The sequence below is a fragment of the Enterococcus sp. AZ011 genome, assembly GCF_050548355.1.
In the GTDB taxonomy this organism is placed as follows: Bacteria; Bacillota; Bacilli; order Lactobacillales; family Enterococcaceae; genus Enterococcus; species Enterococcus faecalis.
The window spans coordinates 1,604,412-1,620,745 of sequence record NZ_CP172959.1; the positions used below are offsets into that span (position 1 = coordinate 1,604,412).

A 16,334-nucleotide genomic window follows, 5' to 3' on the forward strand; every position below is an offset into this window, starting at 1 on the left:
TTAGTTCCTCCCTAAATAAAGCAACCCCCCGAAAAATAAAAGATAGGCAATACTAACCAAAAAATCTTTCGTTTTTAATGGTTGCTTTACTCGATAATATTGACCAGTATATCCTCTTGCTTCCATCACCATGTCCAACTTTTTCCCATACGTAAAAGATTTTAAAGAAATAAGACTGATTAAATTACTACCCGTACTCAACTGGATATTCCCACCAACTGCTCTAGCTTCTACAGCGGCAAGCAGTTGGATTAAGAGATTTCCAAAGAAAAAGATATATTTAATCGTAATATCTAATTGTAAAAGTATTATATTCGGAAAATGAAAGATTTTTAATGCTGCTATAAATTGATTCATGTTGGTTGTTTCCATATATTGACTAATCGCTATGGCTAAAAAAAACAAATGAACAATAAATAATAAACTAAATTGACCTAAAAAAAAGATCGGTAAATAGATAATCAGCGGCATCAAAATGAGGATACTAGCTTTTTTGACAATGTTTCGTAGAATAGTTGGTTTTTCAACTAAAAGTAACATGCCTAGGTAGATGCCTAAGAGCCACAAAACAAGAACTTTTTGTGCTGTGCTGATTAAAACAATTAGTAAAAAAGTACTGATCAGTTGAATTGCTGGGTGTATATCACTGAGAATAGTCTTATTGCGTTTCCCACTCACCTGAAATTTATTTAATAAAAAAAGGATTCCTTTTCGATTTTTAAGCATAAAGGTTTCTTTTTTATTAGGTTCAAGGGACGTGGAAGATTCTTTCATCCATTCAGGCATCAACTTTGCCTTCTTCCATTAAATAAACGAAAAATGAGTAAAAAAACGATTATGGCTGTTACGCCACTTAAAATATATCCAAGTGCTAATGGCAGTCCTGGAATAAAGTAATCACTGAAAAGTGCATGAAATGAAAAACCATTCACCATACCTTTTGGTTGTACTGCAGGTAAATGGTTCTGTTTTAAATTCTTGACTAATTCAGATAAATCCCATTCACCCCAAGCAGTGGCATGATCAATCAAACCTAATGGACATAAAATTACCATAACCAATAACAGTCTCTTTAATCGCAACAACGGAGTCCTTTTCTTCTTTTCTTCGATAAAAATTGCATCTTTTGACACACTTTTTACAAAATTATAGACACACACGGTGAAGAGACCTTCAACAATTCCTATTACTAACAGATGGACACTCATCATTGCTGGTATAGTTATAGAAAGACCATATGGGTTATAAAGTGGCGTACCATTCGCTTCATGGAATAGTAAGGGTTGGATACCTAATAATACAGAAGTAGAAAATGCCGCCACATTTACACCAAGATACCCAGCTAAGAAAAGACCCATTGTTTCAAATTTTTTTACACGCGTAACTAGCTTATAAACTCCATATCCCACGAATGGCATCACAAACGCCATAGAAAAGGCGTTTGCACCAAAAGCTAATATACCACCATCACCAAATAAACAAGCCTGTAATAGTAAAGCCACCGAAACAGACAGCGTCGCGGCCCAAGGTCCCATCAATAATGCGATGAGAACAGCCCCAACAGCGTGCGCAGTTGTTCCACCAGGTACTGGCAAATTAAACATCATTATTAAAAATGACAAGGAGGAGGAAATCCCTAACATGGTCCCTGTATCTTTTTTTAATTTAATTTGAACGTCAACTTTTTTTACAGCGCGGTACCAGACAGGTACCATAATCGCGCCCATCACTGCGCAAGTTTGTGGGCTTAAATAATTTTCTGGAATATGCATGTTCGTCAGACTCCTATCTTATCGATCAATATAATCAGCTAAATAACTTTGATCGTAAATCACAATTTTTTGTTTTTTGATATCGATGACTTTTTCCTCTTTTAAATCATGGATAATTCGGTTTACGCTATTTCTCGTTGAAATCCCGCAAAACCCCGCAATATCCTCATTAGTTACTTGAAAATCAATTAATATTCCTTCCTCTGTCTGTACACCAAACAAATCAATTAATTGGTAAATAAAAGTACAAACAGCCCCTTTCTTACCATTCATTGTCATATTCTGTAAGGAACTAATACTCTCCGATAATTTTGCACGGTAGTAATCCCGTACATAATCTTGAAGAACAGCATCTTCTCTAACATATTCCCAAAATACAGTCCTTGGTATCCGATAAAAGCTAGCCTCTTCCGACTCAATGCGGATATTAAAAGGAGCAGATGTATAATTTGATACTTCATCACGTAACAATGAAATAATGTCAGGAGACACAATATACGACAGATTAAATTCTCGTCCATCCTTTAAAATAATACTCGTCTTAACGACCCCTTTCTTTAATACATAGGTGTACGCTTCCTCCAATCCATGATAAGCGAGATAAGTATGGCGTTTTTTTTTGATAATCGGTGTCTTCTTTCTATCTAAGAAAGCTGTAAGATAATCTGACTCCATAATTGTCACTCCTTTGACTAAGTTTCTGTTTGATTCGTTAACTATTATAAACACTCTCACCAACCTTTTGTTAGCAAATGTTACCCACAATAAGGACTGTGTGATTCCTAAATTTCATTATACTTAGTCTCGTAAAATATTACTTAGGAGATGATTGCTATGGTAGAAATTAACCTACCTTATGACAAGAAAATGATTACTGCAAGAATTCCCGATAAAAATTTTATTGGGCTTCTCGAATCAAAAGCTGAACATTTTTCAAATCCATATACTGAGAAAGAAACAGTCGAAAAATCGCTGGACAATCCTATTGGAAGCCTTCCATTAGAAGAATTAGCTAAGGGTAAAACAGACATTGTCCTCATTAGTTCCGATCACACACGTCCCGTTCCTTCACATATTATCACCCCAATTATTTTGCGTAGAATTCGTTCAGTGAACAAAACAGCTAGAATCCGGATTTTAGTTGCTACAGGCTTTCATCGCCCTTCTACACGAGAAGAACTGATTAGTAAATATGGTAAAGAGATCGTAGAGAATGAAGAAATCGTTATGCATATCTCTACTGATGATTCCTCAATGGTCAAAATCGGTCAACTACCTTCAGGGGGCGATTGTATCATTAATCGCATTGCAGCAGAAGCAGATTTACTGCTGGCCGAAGGATTTATTGAATCACACTTTTTTGCAGGATTTTCTGGTGGACGTAAATCTGTTTTACCTGGAATTGCTTCTTATAAAACCATCATGGCTAACCATTCTGGAGAATTTATTGATTCCTCCAACTCACGGACAGGAAATTTAACGGATAATCCAATTCATAATGACATGGTCTACGCTGCCGCTAAAGCGAATCTAGCTTTTATTGTTAATGTCGTTTTAGATGGTGACAAAAAAATTATTGGTTCCTTCGCAGGCGATATGGTTGAAGCGCATAAAGTTGGTTGTAACTTTGTAAAAGAAATTGCCCGTGTCAAAAAAATACCTTGCGACATTGCGGTTTCAACGAATGGCGGATTTCCACTTGATCAAAACATTTATCAAGCAGTTAAAGGGATGACCGCTGCAGAAGCAACCAATAAAGACGGCGGTGTCATTATTATGGTCGCTGGATGTCGTGATGGTCACGGTGGTGAAGGTTTTTATGAAAATATTGCCAATGTTAAAAATCCAAACGAATTTTTAGAAGCAGCCATCCATACACCACGATTAGAAACCGTGCCAGATCAATGGACTTCGCAAATTTTAGCGCGAATTTTAGTTCATCATCATATAATTTTTGTTTCAGATCTTGTTGATCCTGAGCTTATCACTTCGATGCATATGGAAATAGCAAAAACGTTTGATGAAGCGTTAGAGCGAGCATTTGAAAGAGAAGGTCTAAATGCAAAAGTGACTGTGATTCGAGATGGCTTGTCTGTCATTGTAGAATAATGATCCTTGAGAAATCAGGAATAAGGAGCGTTGTATTATGCAACCGAAAGAAATTTTAGGAGCTTTTAAAGAGGGAAAATTATCTTTAGAAGAAGCAACAAACAAATTAAATGGCTTTTGCGAATTAGACTTTGCAAAAATTGATACGCAGCGTAAAGAAAGAACTGGTTATCCAGAAGTCGTTTATGGGGAAGGGAAAACAATTGAGCAACTCATCAAAATTATCAATAGCTTAAGAAAAGAAAACAATACAATTTTAGTTACTCGCGTTTCACAACAAAAAGCCCAGCCTTTAGAGTCGAACTTTCCTCATGGAACCTACTATGAACTTGCACGTTGTTTCGTTATCAACCAAATGGAGACTACAACAAAAAACTATATTGCGATAGTTACTGCTGGAACGTCAGACATGTCCGTTGCTGAAGAAGCAGCAATCACTGCAGAAACTTTCGGGAATCAAATAAAACGTATCTATGATGTAGGCGTTTCTGGCATTCATCGTTTGTTCGCTCACCTAGATGAGATTCAACAGGCTTCGGTGGTTATTGTGATTGCAGGTATGGAAGGCGCACTAGTGTCCGTGCTAGGCGGACTAGTTAGCGTGCCAGTGATTGCCGTCCCTACTAGCATAGGCTACGGCAGCAATTTCCAAGGACTGACTGCTCTTTTAGGAATGCTAAATAGTTGTTCCTCTGGCGTTAGTGTAGTCAACATAGATAACGGGTTTGGTGCCGCTTATAATGCAAGTATGATTAATCAAATAAAGGAGTCTTCACTATGAAAAGCTTATTTTTAGAACCATTTTCTGGTCTTAGTGGTGATATGTTAAATGGATTGTTGCTTGACTTAGGCGGGGATTTAAACAAACTGTTAATCGAATTAAAAAAACTTCCCATCGATGGGTTCACCATTCAAGCCCAACGAATTGCTAAAAGTTGTATTTACGGAACAGATTTCGATGTTCTCCTACAACATGGAAAAAAGGATTACGGTATAAAACACAGTCTCTCTCCTCACCACGAAAATGAACATCATGAAACGAAAGAACATGCACATCATCATAGCCATTCTAGAAATTTAAAAGATATTTATACATTAATTGAAAAAAGCGACTTGTCCAATTTTGTAAAAAAACATAGTAAAAATGTTTTCTATGACATTGCAAAAGCTGAAGCTGCTGTTCATCAACAAACAATTGACACTATTCATTTTCATGAAGTCGGAGCAATTGATTCAATTGTTGACATCGTTGGCTTTTTTATCCTATGGGAACAGTTAGAGATTGAACAAGTCTATTCAACGCCAATTACAGATGGAAGTGGTACTATCACAATTGCCCATGGAGTCATGCCAATACCAGTTCCCGCGGTGATGGAATTACGTAAAGAAACAAATTTAATCATTCAACAAGACTTTGAGATAAAAACTGAACTTGTCACACCGACTGGCTTAGCTATTTTTAAAGAACTTAGTCCTCTATTTGTCGCACCAGAACAACGATTAATTGAAAAAATAGGTTACGGATTTGGCAAACGAGAAACCGGCAAATTCAATGCCCTCAGAGGATCAATCTTTACTGAAACACATAGTAAAAAAAAGAGGACAGAACACCATGACCAAGTCTTAAAAATTGAAACAAATATAGACAATCAAACACCTGAACAGTTAGGTTACGTAATGGATCTATTATTGGAGCATGGTGCTCTAGATGTTTTTTTCACGCCCATTCATATGAAAAAAAACCGAAGTGCCATTCTATTAACGGTTTTAACAACAACAGAGGAAAAAGAATATTTTACAGAACTACTCTTTAAACATACTTCTACAATTGGTATGCGTTTTCAAACAATGGAACGTAGTGTGATGGACCGTTCTTTCAAAATCTTGGAAACACCTTTTGGTAAGGTCCATATTAAAAAAAATCATTATCATGGCCTATTGAACGAGTCTATTGAATACCAAGATTGTGAACGAATTGCTAAACAATATAATTTTACAATTGAGGAAGTCTATCGCCTCGTCCAAACATTAAATAATAAAACTATTGATTAAAGGAGCTTTATCTTATGTTTCATCATATCTTATCAGAATTTATGGGAACTGCATTAATGATCGTATTTGGGGTAGGTGTTCACTGCGACGATGTCCTAAAACGAACAAAATACGCTGGTTCTGGTCACATGTTTGCAATCACTACTTGGGCTTTTGGAATCTCTGTTGTTCTGTTCGTCTTTGGCGGAGTCTGTATTAATCCAGCAATGGCCCTCGCTCAAGCTATTTTAGGAATGATTCCATGGTCTTACTTCATTCCCTATGTCATCGCTGAAATGTTAGGCGGCATTTGTGGCGCCGTCATTGTTTATATTATGTATGCTGATCATTTCAAGCTATCCGCCGATAGTGTCGATCCGATCGCCATTCGTAATATTTTTTCTACAAATCCGAACCAACGAAATTTACCAAGAAACTATTTTGTTGAAACTTTTGCAACATTCATTTTTTTAACATCTATTTTAGCGATTGCACATTCCTACGAAACACAACTACCCATTGCTGTTGGCTTGCTTGTTTGGGCAATCGGCATGGGGCTAGGTGGTACTACAGGATTCGCAATGAATCAAGCACGTGATTTAGGTCCTCGTATCGCCTATCAACTTTTACCAATCAAAAATAAAACCAATAATGATTGGCAATATGGGTTGATTGTTCCCGGAACTGCACCGTTTTTAGGAGCCATTTTTGCGACACTTTTCGTAAAATTTTTCCTAAAATTCTAATAAACCAACTAAATTTCTAAAACAAAAAAATATATAAAATAGAAGCTAGTCTCTAAATTTCTTCTATTTTATATATTTTTATTTTAATCACAAGATTTTTTCTGTGTCTTAGAGAGTAAGAATTTAATTTATTAGCTTTTTCGTCATCGGTTTTATGCAAAAGTCAGTTTGCTCTAACAGCTAGAGTCCTTTTTGGTGATTGTTCAGTAAGTTAATCCTGGATTGAAAACACCTAATAAAACGCCAACGAGAGAAATAACAACTAAAATAAGCATCGTCCAAATAGCGGAAACATGTTTTTTGGACATTAACCACCAACAAAACAAGGTAACAAGTATCGTTAATAATCCTGGATAAATACTGTCAATTTTATCTTGCAGTTTAAGGAAAACTTTTCCGTCAGCACCTATTAATTTAAGAGAAGTAGTTACATTTACCCAAGATGCAAGGACCCCACCAACAACCATACTACCGATAACTCCGATAGCAACTCTAACGGCGGCTCCTTCTTTCCCAACTAAGAAACTTACTGCTTTATCGCCAAAATGATAGCCTCTAAAATACAAAAAGCGTTGGCCAAAATAGGAAATTAACGTCCAAACAATAATATAAAATATGGCACCAATTGGCGAACCGCCCGTGGACATTCCTAAGGAAATTCCTAACAAGATAGGAATTAAGGTACCATCAACTAATGAATCACCAATCCCTGCAATTGGCCCCATTAATCCTGCCCTCATATCATTAATGGTTTCTCCATCAATTTCATTCTTACTTGCTCTAGCCTCTTCCATACTAGCAGTCACACCAACAATGACCGTTCCAAGCATTGGATTTGTGTTAAAAAAAGCTGTATATGCTTGAATGGCTTTCACTTGGTCTTCATGTTTTGGATAAAGTTTTTTGATAATAGGAAGCATTGAAGAAAGATAGCCGAAGGTTTGCATATGCTGTTGTGAAAAACAAGTTAACGCTCCCCAAAACCATAAATGAAAAGAATGCTTTAACGTTTTTTGGTCTAATTTATTTGCTTTCAACTCTTCCATCTCATATGTCCTCCTCTTCATCATCATTCGTCAGACTTCCTGTTGAATCAACCAGTTTAGTATTGTTTTTAATCAAAGCAATTTTATAAAAAATTACAGCAAAAAGAAGCGCAATAATCGTTATTGAGACTAAATTGAGTTTTAATGAAGCAGCTAATGTGAACCCTACAAAAAAAGGTACAAAATCAATGTTCTTATTAACAATTTGACGTAACAAAATTGCAATTCCCACACACGGAAGCATGCCACCTACAGTAAAAAGCGTTTTCATTGCAAGACCATCCATAGGTAATGCATCTCTCATTGCTGTAACAGCCGTAGCCCCAAAATAGGTTAAAATCACGGTTGGCAAAAAGGAAAAAAGTAGATGAGAAATCCACGGCCAACCAAAATTAATGGCATATAAATGATCAAGCTTGCCTTTTTTTATATCTTTCCAACCAAACGATTGCCAAACTAAATTTAACGCAGCAACAGAATAAAATAATATCGTTCCGATCGTTCCAACTAATGTGCCGACCGATTTAGCTAGGTCGGCTGCAGAGCCGCCAAGTGGATCTAACCCTTTGGTCGAAATCGCCACCATCGCCAAAGGAATCCCGATATATGAAATTGCCCGCACATCAGCAGACACTGTGCCTCCAGGTGTGACCAAAGCAATGTAAACTAATTGCATTGCTACGCCACAAGCGATTCCTAATTTTAAATCTCCTAAAATAATGCCACAAACTAATCCGCCGACTAAAGGACGCCCAATCGTATAATTTCCCACCGCTTGTCCAGCCATACAAGAATTTGAACACAGACAAGCAAATAGGCCTAAAATAGCCGCTTGTATCCAGTTGATTGTCATAATACTACTCTCCTCTTTTCAAAACTTCTAGAATCAGTAACCAAATTTAGCTTTAAAATGCGCCCAAGAACCAATTCGTTGATCAGGTAACAAGGCAAAATCCACTTTGTAACCAGCCTTTTCAATTTCTTCAAAAGCCGCTGCTTCTTCTGCTGTAAAGGATTGGTTATCCCCTAATTTAATTGTCCCTTCGCGGTCATTTCCCGGTCCAACATTAATCATTTTTACTTCACTTGGAACAAAATGCCAATCCACCAAAATTTTTTTCATATCCAAAGGGCTCTTTGTAATCAAAAAGTATTTTGACTTAGACGCTAATACTTTATCCTTTACATCAAAAAAATGCGCCATTGTCCAAATAAAGGTTTTTTTATCTTGTGCAGCTGCTTTATAAGCTTCCTTTAAAATAGGGTTACTTGCTGCTTTGTCATTCACAGCTATAATGCCATCACAAGGCATTTCTTTAGTCCAACGTAAAGTAATTAAGCCATGAATCATTCGATCATCGATTCGAACAAAAGAAATTGACATGTTCATCTTCTCCTTTAGATATCCTCTTCAGTTATATCGTTTTCAGTTACATCGTCTTCAGTTACAGTTAACTCTCTAATGCCATGACAAGCATCTGCTACTATCATTTTTTTCAAATCAGATAATTCACTAGTTTCTTTCATTAGAAGCGCATTTAAAGCCATTGGAAAATTTACTCCTCCAACAATCAGAGAATTTTCTAGCATTTTTTGCTTATCTAATACTTTACAAATAGTAGCAAGTGGACTCCCGCCTACAATATCAGCCAAAACGATTAGCCTCGTTTCCTGCGGTAATTTTTCAACTTCATAAAGAAACCGCTTACCAAAATTATCGGTAGATTCACCAGGTTGTAAGCCAAACACTCTGACTGTCTCTATCTCATCGCTAGCAAACATCCCTAATGAATTTTTTAACCCTCTAGCAAAATCGCCATGACTGACCAGAACTAAATAAGTCATTTCCTCTCTCCTTTCTTAACATTTCCACTTCAAAATTTTTTAAATCACCTCTTTTTAAGAGTCCATAATACAACTTTTATAAAATGAAAATATTTGCTTCGTTCGCCTCACACCCCTTTGATAGCATGAATGTTTAACAACAGTACCTTTCTAAAATTAAAGTCATTCACTAAAAAGTTCTAATGAATTTGGCTGTTGTAGCTTGGTGACAAGGAACAATGACTTTCTTTATCCATAAAAACATTTAGTTGATTACGCTTAAAAAAATAAATAATATAGCAATTCCCAAAAAAGTTGCTTTTGAATAGTCCCTTTTCTAAATTTATTGATTCATTTTTTCAACTATTAGGTTAGCAAAGTCCCAACACACATTCCACCCACAATAGGTGTACATAGTTGTACATTATTCGGAGTTAATCAACTCATTTAAGCTATGGTAAAATAACTATATATCACTCCAATTTTCTAATTATATAGGTCATTCCAGGTCATGCTCTTTTGGATACAACAAAATGAACTTATATCGAATCTATGGTTTTATGCTCTTAATAAATTAAAAAGTAAAGTAGGGATATTTGTATGTCAGCAAAAGAAAAAACGATGAAATATGGATTGGTAGGCTTCTTTTTGGGGATATTGTTATTAGCTCATCTAAATTTATTAGCTGAAAATCTTAGTTATCTTCTCTTAGGATTATTACTTTTACTTGTTGCATATCTAATCTTGGTAAAAAAATTTTATTTTTTCTCAAACTTGATTCCTAAAAATACTACTGATATAAATTTAGGTAAAAAATATGGTACGGCTTCTGGCATCGGCAGTTTAGTTATCGGGATTATTTTAATAATTCTGGGACTATTTTTATAGAAAAATAATTACTAAAATAAAACAAGCAGCGAAACCATAAAAAGTACACGAGTTCTTTTCTCGTGTACTTTTTATGGTTACCTGTATAGCCTTCAATTTGTTCCTTTGTTACTTCTTTTTCTTAATAATGCTCTTTACAGTGCCACATTAAAACAGCAATAAAAATTAATGAAGGGGAATTTAACTCAAATACCAATGATTATTATTTAAGACCGCTTTCTCAAATAACCCTCATTGATTACGTACTAATCGTGATAGACTCCTCGTTGCCATTTATCTAAAAATTCATCGAAAAAGTGCGCATCTTGTTGTTCTGGATGTTGTTTTTCAACTTGATTAATTTTTTCAATTAGTTGTTCGTTGTCTTCTGTTGGATGATAGTGTGCTTCAATAAAGGCAGCAGCGATATCACAGATCAAGAATTCTCCTGTTATTTTCCCACCGAAACCAATAACATTTGCGTTCAATTCCTCTTTCGCATACAACGCTGTAGTCATATCGCGAACTAAAGCAGAACGGATACCCGGCACTTTGTTAACCGCATTGTTAATTCCAACGCCTGTTCCGCAAATACATATACCCAAATCAGCCTGATTGCTCATTACGGCTTCTCCCACTTTTTTTCCGAAAATAGGATAGTGAGTTCGAGTAAAATCATACGTGCCTACATCTAAAATTTCATATCCCTTTGCTTTCAAAAAATCAGAAACTGCTATTTTGGTATCCGTCACAATATGATCACAACCAATGGCAATTTTCATAAAAACACTTCCTTTCTATTATTTGTTAAGCCATTTTATTTAACATATCTACACGTATTTGATGACGCCCGCCTGCATAATGACCTGTTAAGAATTCTTTTATTATGTTTTTGGCTAGTTCCGTTCCAACAATTTTTGCGCCCACCGTGATCATCCGAGCATTGTTGTGTTCTCGCGCCATATATGCAGAACGCTCATCTGACAACTCAGCGACAATCATTCCTTTAATTTTAGCAGCAGTCATAAAACTACCTGCCCCATAACCATCAAAAACGATTCCTAAACTTTCAGTATCCTTTAAAACTTCATGAGCAACAGCAAGCGTTGCTTCTATAAAGTCTTCCGAAGCACTTTCACTTTTATCGATTACCTCAACTTTTTCTTGCAATAAGTATTGTTTCATTTCTGCTTTTAATTTTATTCCATCTAAATCTGAACCAAGTATGACACGCATTTTGTTTTCCTCCTTACCTCGTGTATCTACTATTAAAATTCTGTCCCTTTCTTTAAACTCAAATCCCCTTCTCGAAAACATAATAAAACAATATCGAACTTTATTCAACATTTATTTTCTTTTTTTGTTTATTGTTGTTTAATATTGTGTTGACATCTTTTTGAAAGCGTTTTATATTATACTTGTAAATAAATAATAATATATTAAAGAAACGAGGGGTTCTATGGTTATTAAAACATCGATTTTTTCATTAGATACTACCTATATTTCAAACAAAAAAACACAAGAAGAAGTTTTTGAAGAAGTTTATTTAGACTTGTTAAAAAAGAAATTAGTTACACCTGATTTTCTAACTAATTTATTGGAACGAGAACACAACTATCCGACTGGTTTAAGTTTAACACCGATTGATCCTGCACTACCGAATATCGCCATTCCGCATACCGAAAGTACCTTTGTACGCACGACAAGAATTATCCCGATTAAATTGAAACAATCCTTATCATTTCATAACATGATTATCCCAGATGAAACGCTCTCTGTTTCCTTTCTTTTCATGATTTTAAATGAAAACGGTATTGAACAAACGGGTCTTTTAGCGACTATCATGGATTTTATTAACACGACAGACCGTTCATCACTATTGGCTTTTTTTCAATGTGAAGATAAAGAAGAAGTTTATCGTTTTTTACAAAAAAATTTTAAAGGAGAGATTTAACATGATTAAAATTTTAGCTGCATGTGGGGCTGGGGTAAACTCTAGCCATCAAATCAAATCTGCATTAGAAACAGAATTATCTAAAAGAGGCTACCAAGTTTCTTGCGATGCCGTAATGATTAAAGATATCAATCAAGAGATGCTATCCCACTATGATATTTTCGCCCAAATCGCCAAAACAGATTTGGGTTTCCCAATCACGATTCCTGTAGTTGATGCAGGCGCAATTCTTTATCGAATTCCAGCAATGGCTGAACCTGTTTATCAACAAATGGAAAGTATCATTCACTCTTTAAACAAATGATTTCCTTTTCAGACTAATTACTTACGCTTCACTGTCAACAATAACAAAACTAAGATAAAAATTTTGTTATCTTAGCTTATGAAGGAGAAAATAAATGAATACGATTATTGACCTAGCAAATACAATTTTTAAACCTTTAATTGATTTAGGTGCTGCTCCTTTAATGACTATTGTTTTAACACTGATTGCCCTTTGTTTTAAGGTAAAACCCACTCGCGCATTAGAAGGTGGTCTTAAACTAGGAATTGCTTTAACTGGTATCAGTGCTATTATAGGAATTTTAACTACTGCTTTCTCAGATGCAATGGCCTCTTTCGTAGAACGTACAGGAATTTCTTTAAATATTACTGATGTTGGTTGGGCACCTTTAGCCACCATCACTTGGGGATCTCCTTACACCCTTTACTTTCTTTTAATTATGGTGATTGTCAATGTCATTATGTTAATTCTAAATAAAACAAACACATTAGATGTGGATATTTTCGACATTTGGCATCTATCAATTGTTGGTTTATTTGCTATTTTTTGTGGCGCAAACTTAATAATTGCAACAATCTTAGTTATTTTCATAGGTGTTTTAAAAATTATCAATTCTGACTTAATGAAACCAACGTTTAACGATTTACTTAACGCCCCAGATACCAATCCTATGACTACCACGCATATGAACTATATGATGAACCCAATCATTATGGTTTTTGATAAAATTTTTGATAAGCTTTTCCCTTGGTTAGATAAATACGATTTTGACGCTGCCAAATTGAATAGTAAAATTGGCTTTTGGGGATCAAAATTTGCCATCGGGATTTACTTAGGGATTTTTGTGGGTCTTTTAGCTGGCCAAACACCCACGCAAATTTTTTCTCTATCCTTTACGGCTGCAGTCTGTTTGGAACTATTCTCTTTAATTGGAACTTGGTTTATCGCTGCAGTTGAGCCTTTATCACAAGGTATCACTGATTTTGCTTCGAATAAATTAAAAGGGCGTACACTTAATATTGGTTTAGATTGGCCTTTCTTAGCTGGTCGTGCTGAAATCTGGGCAGCAGCTAACGTATTGGCTCCAATTATGCTATTAGAAGCCATTGTCCTACCTGGCAACAAACTTTTACCACTTGGCGGAATTATTGCAATGGGTGTAACCCCTGCTCTACTAGTAGTAACAAGAGGTAAACTCATCCGAATGATTATCATTGGAGCAATCGAATTACCTTTGTTCTTATGGTCTGGTACCCTAATTGCACCGTTCGTTACCGAAACCGCAAAAAAAGTTGGTGCTTTCCCAGCGGGTCTAAATAATAATACTTTAATTTCACATACTACCATGGAAGGGCCAATGGAAAAATTCTTAGGATACTTAGTCGGCAATGCATCACAAGGTCAACTAGAATTTATTTTATACGCATGTCTGGCGCTAGTCGCCTATCTACTGATTTTCATTTGGTATGCAAAACAAATGAAGAAGCGAAATATTATTTACGCTCAAAAAGCTCAATAAGGGGAACTAAAAAGAAGAGGTGCAGATGCACCTCTTCTTTTTAGTAGATCACCCTGACAACTTTTTCCAATACTTTAGATGTGTCAAATTTATCTTTATTTGTAACTACCGCTGTCACTTCTTCTAATTGATAAAAAGAATAAAAATCCTGTTTCTCTACTTTAGAAGTATCCATTAACAAATATTTTTCTATTGAGTTATCTAATGCAATAGCTTGTGTTTGTCCTTCTTCAATAGTGGCTGTCATAATTTTATTATCTTTTAACGCATTACAACTAAAAAATGCTTTATGGAAATGCATTTCTTCTAATGCTTTATTAGCGATTTCACCAAAAAAAGATTTAGTTAAAAGTCGCATTTCTCCACCAACCAAATAAATGGTCAACGCATTCTTTTTTTTACTTAACGTTTCAAACACAGGCAAACAGTTTGTTACTACTCTTAAATGTTTAAATTCCATTGCCTCGGCCAAAAGTTCAATAGTTGTTCCTGGTCCTAGGAAGATAGTTTCTTCTTCGTGAATTAAACTTAATGCTTTTTGGACAATTTCTTTTTTTTCAACACTATTAATAATTTGTTTATCAGCATGAGACAATTCATGTGGACGATATGTATTTAAACTGCTAGCTCCTCCATGTACTCGTTTTAAACGCCCCGTTGCTTCTAATTCTGTCAAATCTCTACGAACAGTCATATCCGAAACATTTAATCGTTCCATAATTTCAGTAACTTTGATTGCCCCTTTTTGATCTACTAGAGAGACTATCGCATTTAATCTTTCTTCTTTTAGCATTTTCATCGCTCCATTGTTAGTATATCTTTTATTCTACGATAAAATACTTACTATGAATACTAAAACATTTCTCCATTTATTTTAACATGAACGACGATTCGTAAAAAAATGACAATTTAGCCTATCTTTATATAAACAGATATCACTTCAACGATTGATTCAGATCTATTTGAGCCTAGTCAAATAGAGATCTAGCATAAAAACTTCCCAGAAAAACATCCCCTACTCTGAGCACCTCTATCCAAAAAAATAGCACATAGGCAAAGGCAGGCTGCTTACCTTTTTATAAGTAACCTGCCTTTGCCTATGTTTAAGTAAACGACGTATTTCCCCTATTACTGATTCAAAGTCCTTAAAACTTTATAATCACTGTTTTTCACGAGTAAAACGCTACTTGGGTTATCGGGATAAGCAGCATTGCCATCAAATGATACAACAACAGTATTCGTACCAACTTTCGTGAATTGTGTGTATGAGCCCCCAGCACCGCCCACGTTGGCAAAATGTAATGTCAACGTGTCGCCTTTTGTTTCTACCTCGCGCCAATTTGCCCGCTGATAGTTATGCCAGTCAATTTGAGTTGAAATTTCGTTTGCCGTGTTTTTATACATTCCTTCGTAAAAATCAATCGCTTCCTCTTTTGAAGACCACGGATTGACTGAAATATTTGGGATTTGTTCTTTAGTAATTGACGGGGCACCTACAATTTTTTCAAAGCCAGCCCTCAACTCTGCATTATCTGTTGCTCCAAAATACAGATAGCCATAAGGATCTCCTTGATTTTGCATCGTCACTAAAACTAAGGGATGATTGTTAACGATGGTGAATAAATACAAATGCTTTTGCATTTCTGGTTGCGTTTCTGCATCAGAGTAAACAGCAACTAACGCATATCCATCCTTCACTTGTCCATTTTCAGACCATTCTAAATAAATGGGATGCTGACCAATCGCTGGTTGCATAGTAACATTTCCTACTAGACCATCAGGCGCTTGGACGCCATTAAAATTGATTGAATTTCCTGGTGTATATTCTTTATACGTTTGGTTCATCCGTTGCCCCCAATCAGCCATAAATTGTTGTAGTTGTGCCTTTTTTTGCGCAGACCACAACTGATTTTCAGCTTTACTAGAAGCAGAAGAATTACTTTGAGTCGTACTAGATTTTGACTCCGTGCTCATTTGACTTGCTTGGCTGTTGTTAACGGTAACAGGTGCTTTCATTTCTGATGTTGCTGTCGGCTTGCTTGCAGTGCTATCACCACTTTTGTTGGAAGAACATCCTGATAAAATACTCAATAAAAGACCTATCAAGATTATTTTTTTCATTGGGAATCCCTTCTTTCTGACAAGAATACTGTACTACTTTTCCACTTTTCTCACCAGCAAAA

At 35.6% G+C, this 16,334-nt stretch carries 19 protein-coding genes; 8 read left to right on the top strand and 11 right to left on the bottom strand.

The window, feature by feature from the left end:
• The 3 genes from IGL36_RS07740 to IGL36_RS07750 are packed head-to-tail and all read right to left on the bottom strand — an operon-like array spanning position 1 to position 2,447.
• Positions 1-786, bottom strand: a complete 786-nt coding sequence (locus IGL36_RS07740; protein WP_002398393.1) for an energy-coupling factor transporter transmembrane component T family protein — start codon at positions 784-786, stop codon at positions 1-3.
• Positions 786-1,772: a cobalt transporter CbiM gene (cbiM, locus tag IGL36_RS07745; protein ID WP_002361997.1), complete on the bottom strand. Its 987-nt coding sequence runs from the start codon at positions 1,770-1,772 to the stop codon at positions 786-788. Before cbiM ends, IGL36_RS07740 begins: the two co-directional genes overlap by 1 nt.
• 18 nt (positions 1,773-1,790) lie before the next feature.
• Positions 1,791-2,447: a Crp/Fnr family transcriptional regulator gene (locus IGL36_RS07750; RefSeq protein ID WP_002361998.1), complete on the bottom strand. Its 657-nt coding sequence runs from the start codon at positions 2,445-2,447 to the stop codon at positions 1,791-1,793.
• Positions 2,448-2,606: 159 nt separating this feature from the next.
• Here IGL36_RS07750 and larA point away from each other — a divergent pair, with 159 nt between their 5' ends.
• The 4 genes from larA to larD are packed head-to-tail and all read left to right on the top strand — an operon-like array spanning position 2,607 to position 6,658.
• Entirely contained in the window at positions 2,607-3,881 is a 1,275-nt protein-coding gene (gene larA, locus IGL36_RS07755; protein ID WP_010717027.1) for a nickel-dependent lactate racemase, read from the top strand.
• Positions 3,882-3,918: 37 nt separating this feature from the next.
• Entirely contained in the window at positions 3,919-4,662 is a 744-nt protein-coding gene (larB, locus tag IGL36_RS07760; protein WP_002379543.1) for a nickel pincer cofactor biosynthesis protein LarB, read from the top strand.
• Positions 4,659-5,933, top strand: coding sequence for a nickel pincer cofactor biosynthesis protein LarC (gene larC / locus IGL36_RS07765; protein ID WP_002379544.1), 1,275 nt, complete (start codon positions 4,659-4,661; stop codon positions 5,931-5,933). Before larB ends, larC begins: the two co-directional genes overlap by 4 nt.
• 14 nt (positions 5,934-5,947) lie before the next feature.
• Positions 5,948-6,658: a D/L-lactic acid transporter LarD gene (gene larD, locus IGL36_RS07770; protein WP_002357197.1), complete on the top strand. Its 711-nt coding sequence runs from the start codon at positions 5,948-5,950 to the stop codon at positions 6,656-6,658.
• A 203-nt stretch (positions 6,659-6,861) separates the two neighbouring features.
• On the opposite strand, the gene IGL36_RS07775 is transcribed toward larD, so the two are convergent.
• The 4 genes from IGL36_RS07775 to IGL36_RS07790 are packed head-to-tail and all read right to left on the bottom strand — an operon-like array spanning position 6,862 to position 9,549.
• Entirely contained in the window at positions 6,862-7,731 is an 870-nt protein-coding gene (locus tag IGL36_RS07775; RefSeq protein ID WP_002394543.1) for a PTS system mannose/fructose/sorbose family transporter subunit IID, read from the bottom strand.
• Positions 7,706-8,557: a PTS mannose/fructose/sorbose/N-acetylgalactosamine transporter subunit IIC gene (locus IGL36_RS07780; RefSeq protein WP_002398397.1), complete on the bottom strand. Its 852-nt coding sequence runs from the start codon at positions 8,555-8,557 to the stop codon at positions 7,706-7,708. The genes IGL36_RS07775 and IGL36_RS07780 overlap by 26 nt, the downstream gene beginning before the upstream one ends.
• A gap of 33 nt (positions 8,558-8,590) precedes the next feature.
• Positions 8,591-9,088 carry a PTS system mannose/fructose/N-acetylgalactosamine-transporter subunit IIB gene (locus tag IGL36_RS07785; RefSeq protein ID WP_002357192.1) on the bottom strand — a complete coding sequence of 166 codons (498 nt, stop codon included), beginning with the start codon at positions 9,086-9,088 and terminating at the stop codon, positions 8,591-8,593.
• Positions 9,089-9,102: 14 nt separating this feature from the next.
• Positions 9,103-9,549 carry a PTS sugar transporter subunit IIA gene (locus tag IGL36_RS07790; RefSeq protein ID WP_002379545.1) on the bottom strand — a complete coding sequence of 149 codons (447 nt, stop codon included), beginning with the start codon at positions 9,547-9,549 and terminating at the stop codon, positions 9,103-9,105.
• 579 nt (positions 9,550-10,128) lie between these two features.
• Here IGL36_RS07790 and IGL36_RS07795 point away from each other — a divergent pair.
• Positions 10,129-10,416 carry a hypothetical protein gene (locus tag IGL36_RS07795; protein WP_002362004.1) on the top strand — a complete coding sequence of 96 codons (288 nt, stop codon included), beginning with the start codon at positions 10,129-10,131 and terminating at the stop codon, positions 10,414-10,416.
• Positions 10,417-10,661: 245 nt separating this feature from the next.
• Here IGL36_RS07795 and lacB read toward each other — a convergent pair whose 3' ends face one another.
• On the bottom strand, positions 10,662-11,177 hold the full coding sequence (gene lacB, locus IGL36_RS07800; protein WP_002374591.1) for a galactose-6-phosphate isomerase subunit LacB: 516 nt from the start codon (positions 11,175-11,177) through the stop codon (positions 10,662-10,664).
• Positions 11,178-11,202: 25 nt separating this feature from the next.
• Complete coding sequence (gene lacA, locus IGL36_RS07805) at positions 11,203-11,631, bottom strand: galactose-6-phosphate isomerase subunit LacA (protein ID WP_002357188.1); 429 nt, start codon at positions 11,629-11,631, stop codon at positions 11,203-11,205.
• A gap of 223 nt (positions 11,632-11,854) precedes the next feature.
• Here lacA and IGL36_RS07810 point away from each other — a divergent pair, with 223 nt between their 5' ends.
• The 3 genes from IGL36_RS07810 (at position 11,855) to IGL36_RS07820 (ending at position 14,151) form a co-directional block, all read left to right on the top strand.
• The gene (locus tag IGL36_RS07810; RefSeq protein ID WP_002357187.1) at positions 11,855-12,349 is read left to right on the top strand and encodes a PTS sugar transporter subunit IIA; all 495 of its coding nucleotides are present in this window, start codon (positions 11,855-11,857) and stop codon (positions 12,347-12,349) included.
• A 1-nt stretch (position 12,350) separates the two neighbouring features.
• Positions 12,351-12,653, top strand: coding sequence for a PTS fructose transporter subunit IIB (locus IGL36_RS07815; RefSeq protein ID WP_002357185.1), 303 nt, complete (start codon positions 12,351-12,353; stop codon positions 12,651-12,653).
• A gap of 94 nt (positions 12,654-12,747) precedes the next feature.
• A complete protein-coding gene (locus tag IGL36_RS07820) occupies positions 12,748-14,151 on the top strand; it encodes a PTS galactitol transporter subunit IIC (protein ID WP_002357183.1) in 1,404 nt (467 codons plus the stop codon).
• A gap of 40 nt (positions 14,152-14,191) precedes the next feature.
• Here the strand turns inward: IGL36_RS07820 and IGL36_RS07825 are convergent, their stop codons facing one another.
• Positions 14,192-14,944 (bottom strand): DeoR/GlpR family DNA-binding transcription regulator, encoded by a 753-nt coding sequence (locus tag IGL36_RS07825; RefSeq protein ID WP_010717028.1) that lies wholly within the window; start codon positions 14,942-14,944, stop codon positions 14,192-14,194.
• Between the two features lie 335 nt (positions 14,945-15,279).
• Complete coding sequence (locus tag IGL36_RS07830; RefSeq protein WP_002357179.1) at positions 15,280-16,272, bottom strand: DUF4767 domain-containing protein; 993 nt, start codon at positions 16,270-16,272, stop codon at positions 15,280-15,282.
• Positions 16,273-16,334 lie beyond the last annotated feature (62 nt).

Excerpts from the sequence above, each read along its gene's own strand:
- IGL36_RS07740 (WP_002398393.1), bottom strand. The coding sequence starts at position 786 with ATGCCTGAATGGATGAAAGAATCTTCCACGTCCCTTGAACCTAATAAA.
- cbiM (WP_002361997.1), bottom strand. The coding sequence starts at position 1,772 with ATGCATATTCCAGAAAATTATTTAAGCCCACAAACTTGCGCAGTGATG.
- IGL36_RS07750 (WP_002361998.1), bottom strand. The coding sequence starts at position 2,447 with ATGGAGTCAGATTATCTTACAGCTTTCTTAGATAGAAAGAAGACACCG.
- larA (WP_010717027.1), top strand. The coding sequence starts at position 2,607 with ATGGTAGAAATTAACCTACCTTATGACAAGAAAATGATTACTGCAAGA.
- larB (WP_002379543.1), top strand. The coding sequence starts at position 3,919 with ATGCAACCGAAAGAAATTTTAGGAGCTTTTAAAGAGGGAAAATTATCT.
- larC (WP_002379544.1), top strand. The coding sequence starts at position 4,659 with ATGAAAAGCTTATTTTTAGAACCATTTTCTGGTCTTAGTGGTGATATG.
- larD (WP_002357197.1), top strand. The coding sequence starts at position 5,948 with ATGTTTCATCATATCTTATCAGAATTTATGGGAACTGCATTAATGATC.
- IGL36_RS07775 (WP_002394543.1), bottom strand. The coding sequence starts at position 7,731 with ATGATGATGAAGAGGAGGACATATGAGATGGAAGAGTTGAAAGCAAAT.
- IGL36_RS07780 (WP_002398397.1), bottom strand. The coding sequence starts at position 8,557 with ATGACAATCAACTGGATACAAGCGGCTATTTTAGGCCTATTTGCTTGT.
- IGL36_RS07785 (WP_002357192.1), bottom strand. The coding sequence starts at position 9,088 with ATGTCAATTTCTTTTGTTCGAATCGATGATCGAATGATTCATGGCTTA.
- IGL36_RS07790 (WP_002379545.1), bottom strand. The coding sequence starts at position 9,549 with ATGACTTATTTAGTTCTGGTCAGTCATGGCGATTTTGCTAGAGGGTTA.
- IGL36_RS07795 (WP_002362004.1), top strand. The coding sequence starts at position 10,129 with ATGTCAGCAAAAGAAAAAACGATGAAATATGGATTGGTAGGCTTCTTT.
- lacB (WP_002374591.1), bottom strand. The coding sequence starts at position 11,177 with ATGAAAATTGCCATTGGTTGTGATCATATTGTGACGGATACCAAAATA.
- lacA (WP_002357188.1), bottom strand. The coding sequence starts at position 11,631 with ATGCGTGTCATACTTGGTTCAGATTTAGATGGAATAAAATTAAAAGCA.
- IGL36_RS07810 (WP_002357187.1), top strand. The coding sequence starts at position 11,855 with ATGGTTATTAAAACATCGATTTTTTCATTAGATACTACCTATATTTCA.
- IGL36_RS07815 (WP_002357185.1), top strand. The coding sequence starts at position 12,351 with ATGATTAAAATTTTAGCTGCATGTGGGGCTGGGGTAAACTCTAGCCAT.
- IGL36_RS07820 (WP_002357183.1), top strand. The coding sequence starts at position 12,748 with ATGAATACGATTATTGACCTAGCAAATACAATTTTTAAACCTTTAATT.
- IGL36_RS07825 (WP_010717028.1), bottom strand. The coding sequence starts at position 14,944 with ATGCTAAAAGAAGAAAGATTAAATGCGATAGTCTCTCTAGTAGATCAA.
- IGL36_RS07830 (WP_002357179.1), bottom strand. The coding sequence starts at position 16,272 with ATGAAAAAAATAATCTTGATAGGTCTTTTATTGAGTATTTTATCAGGA.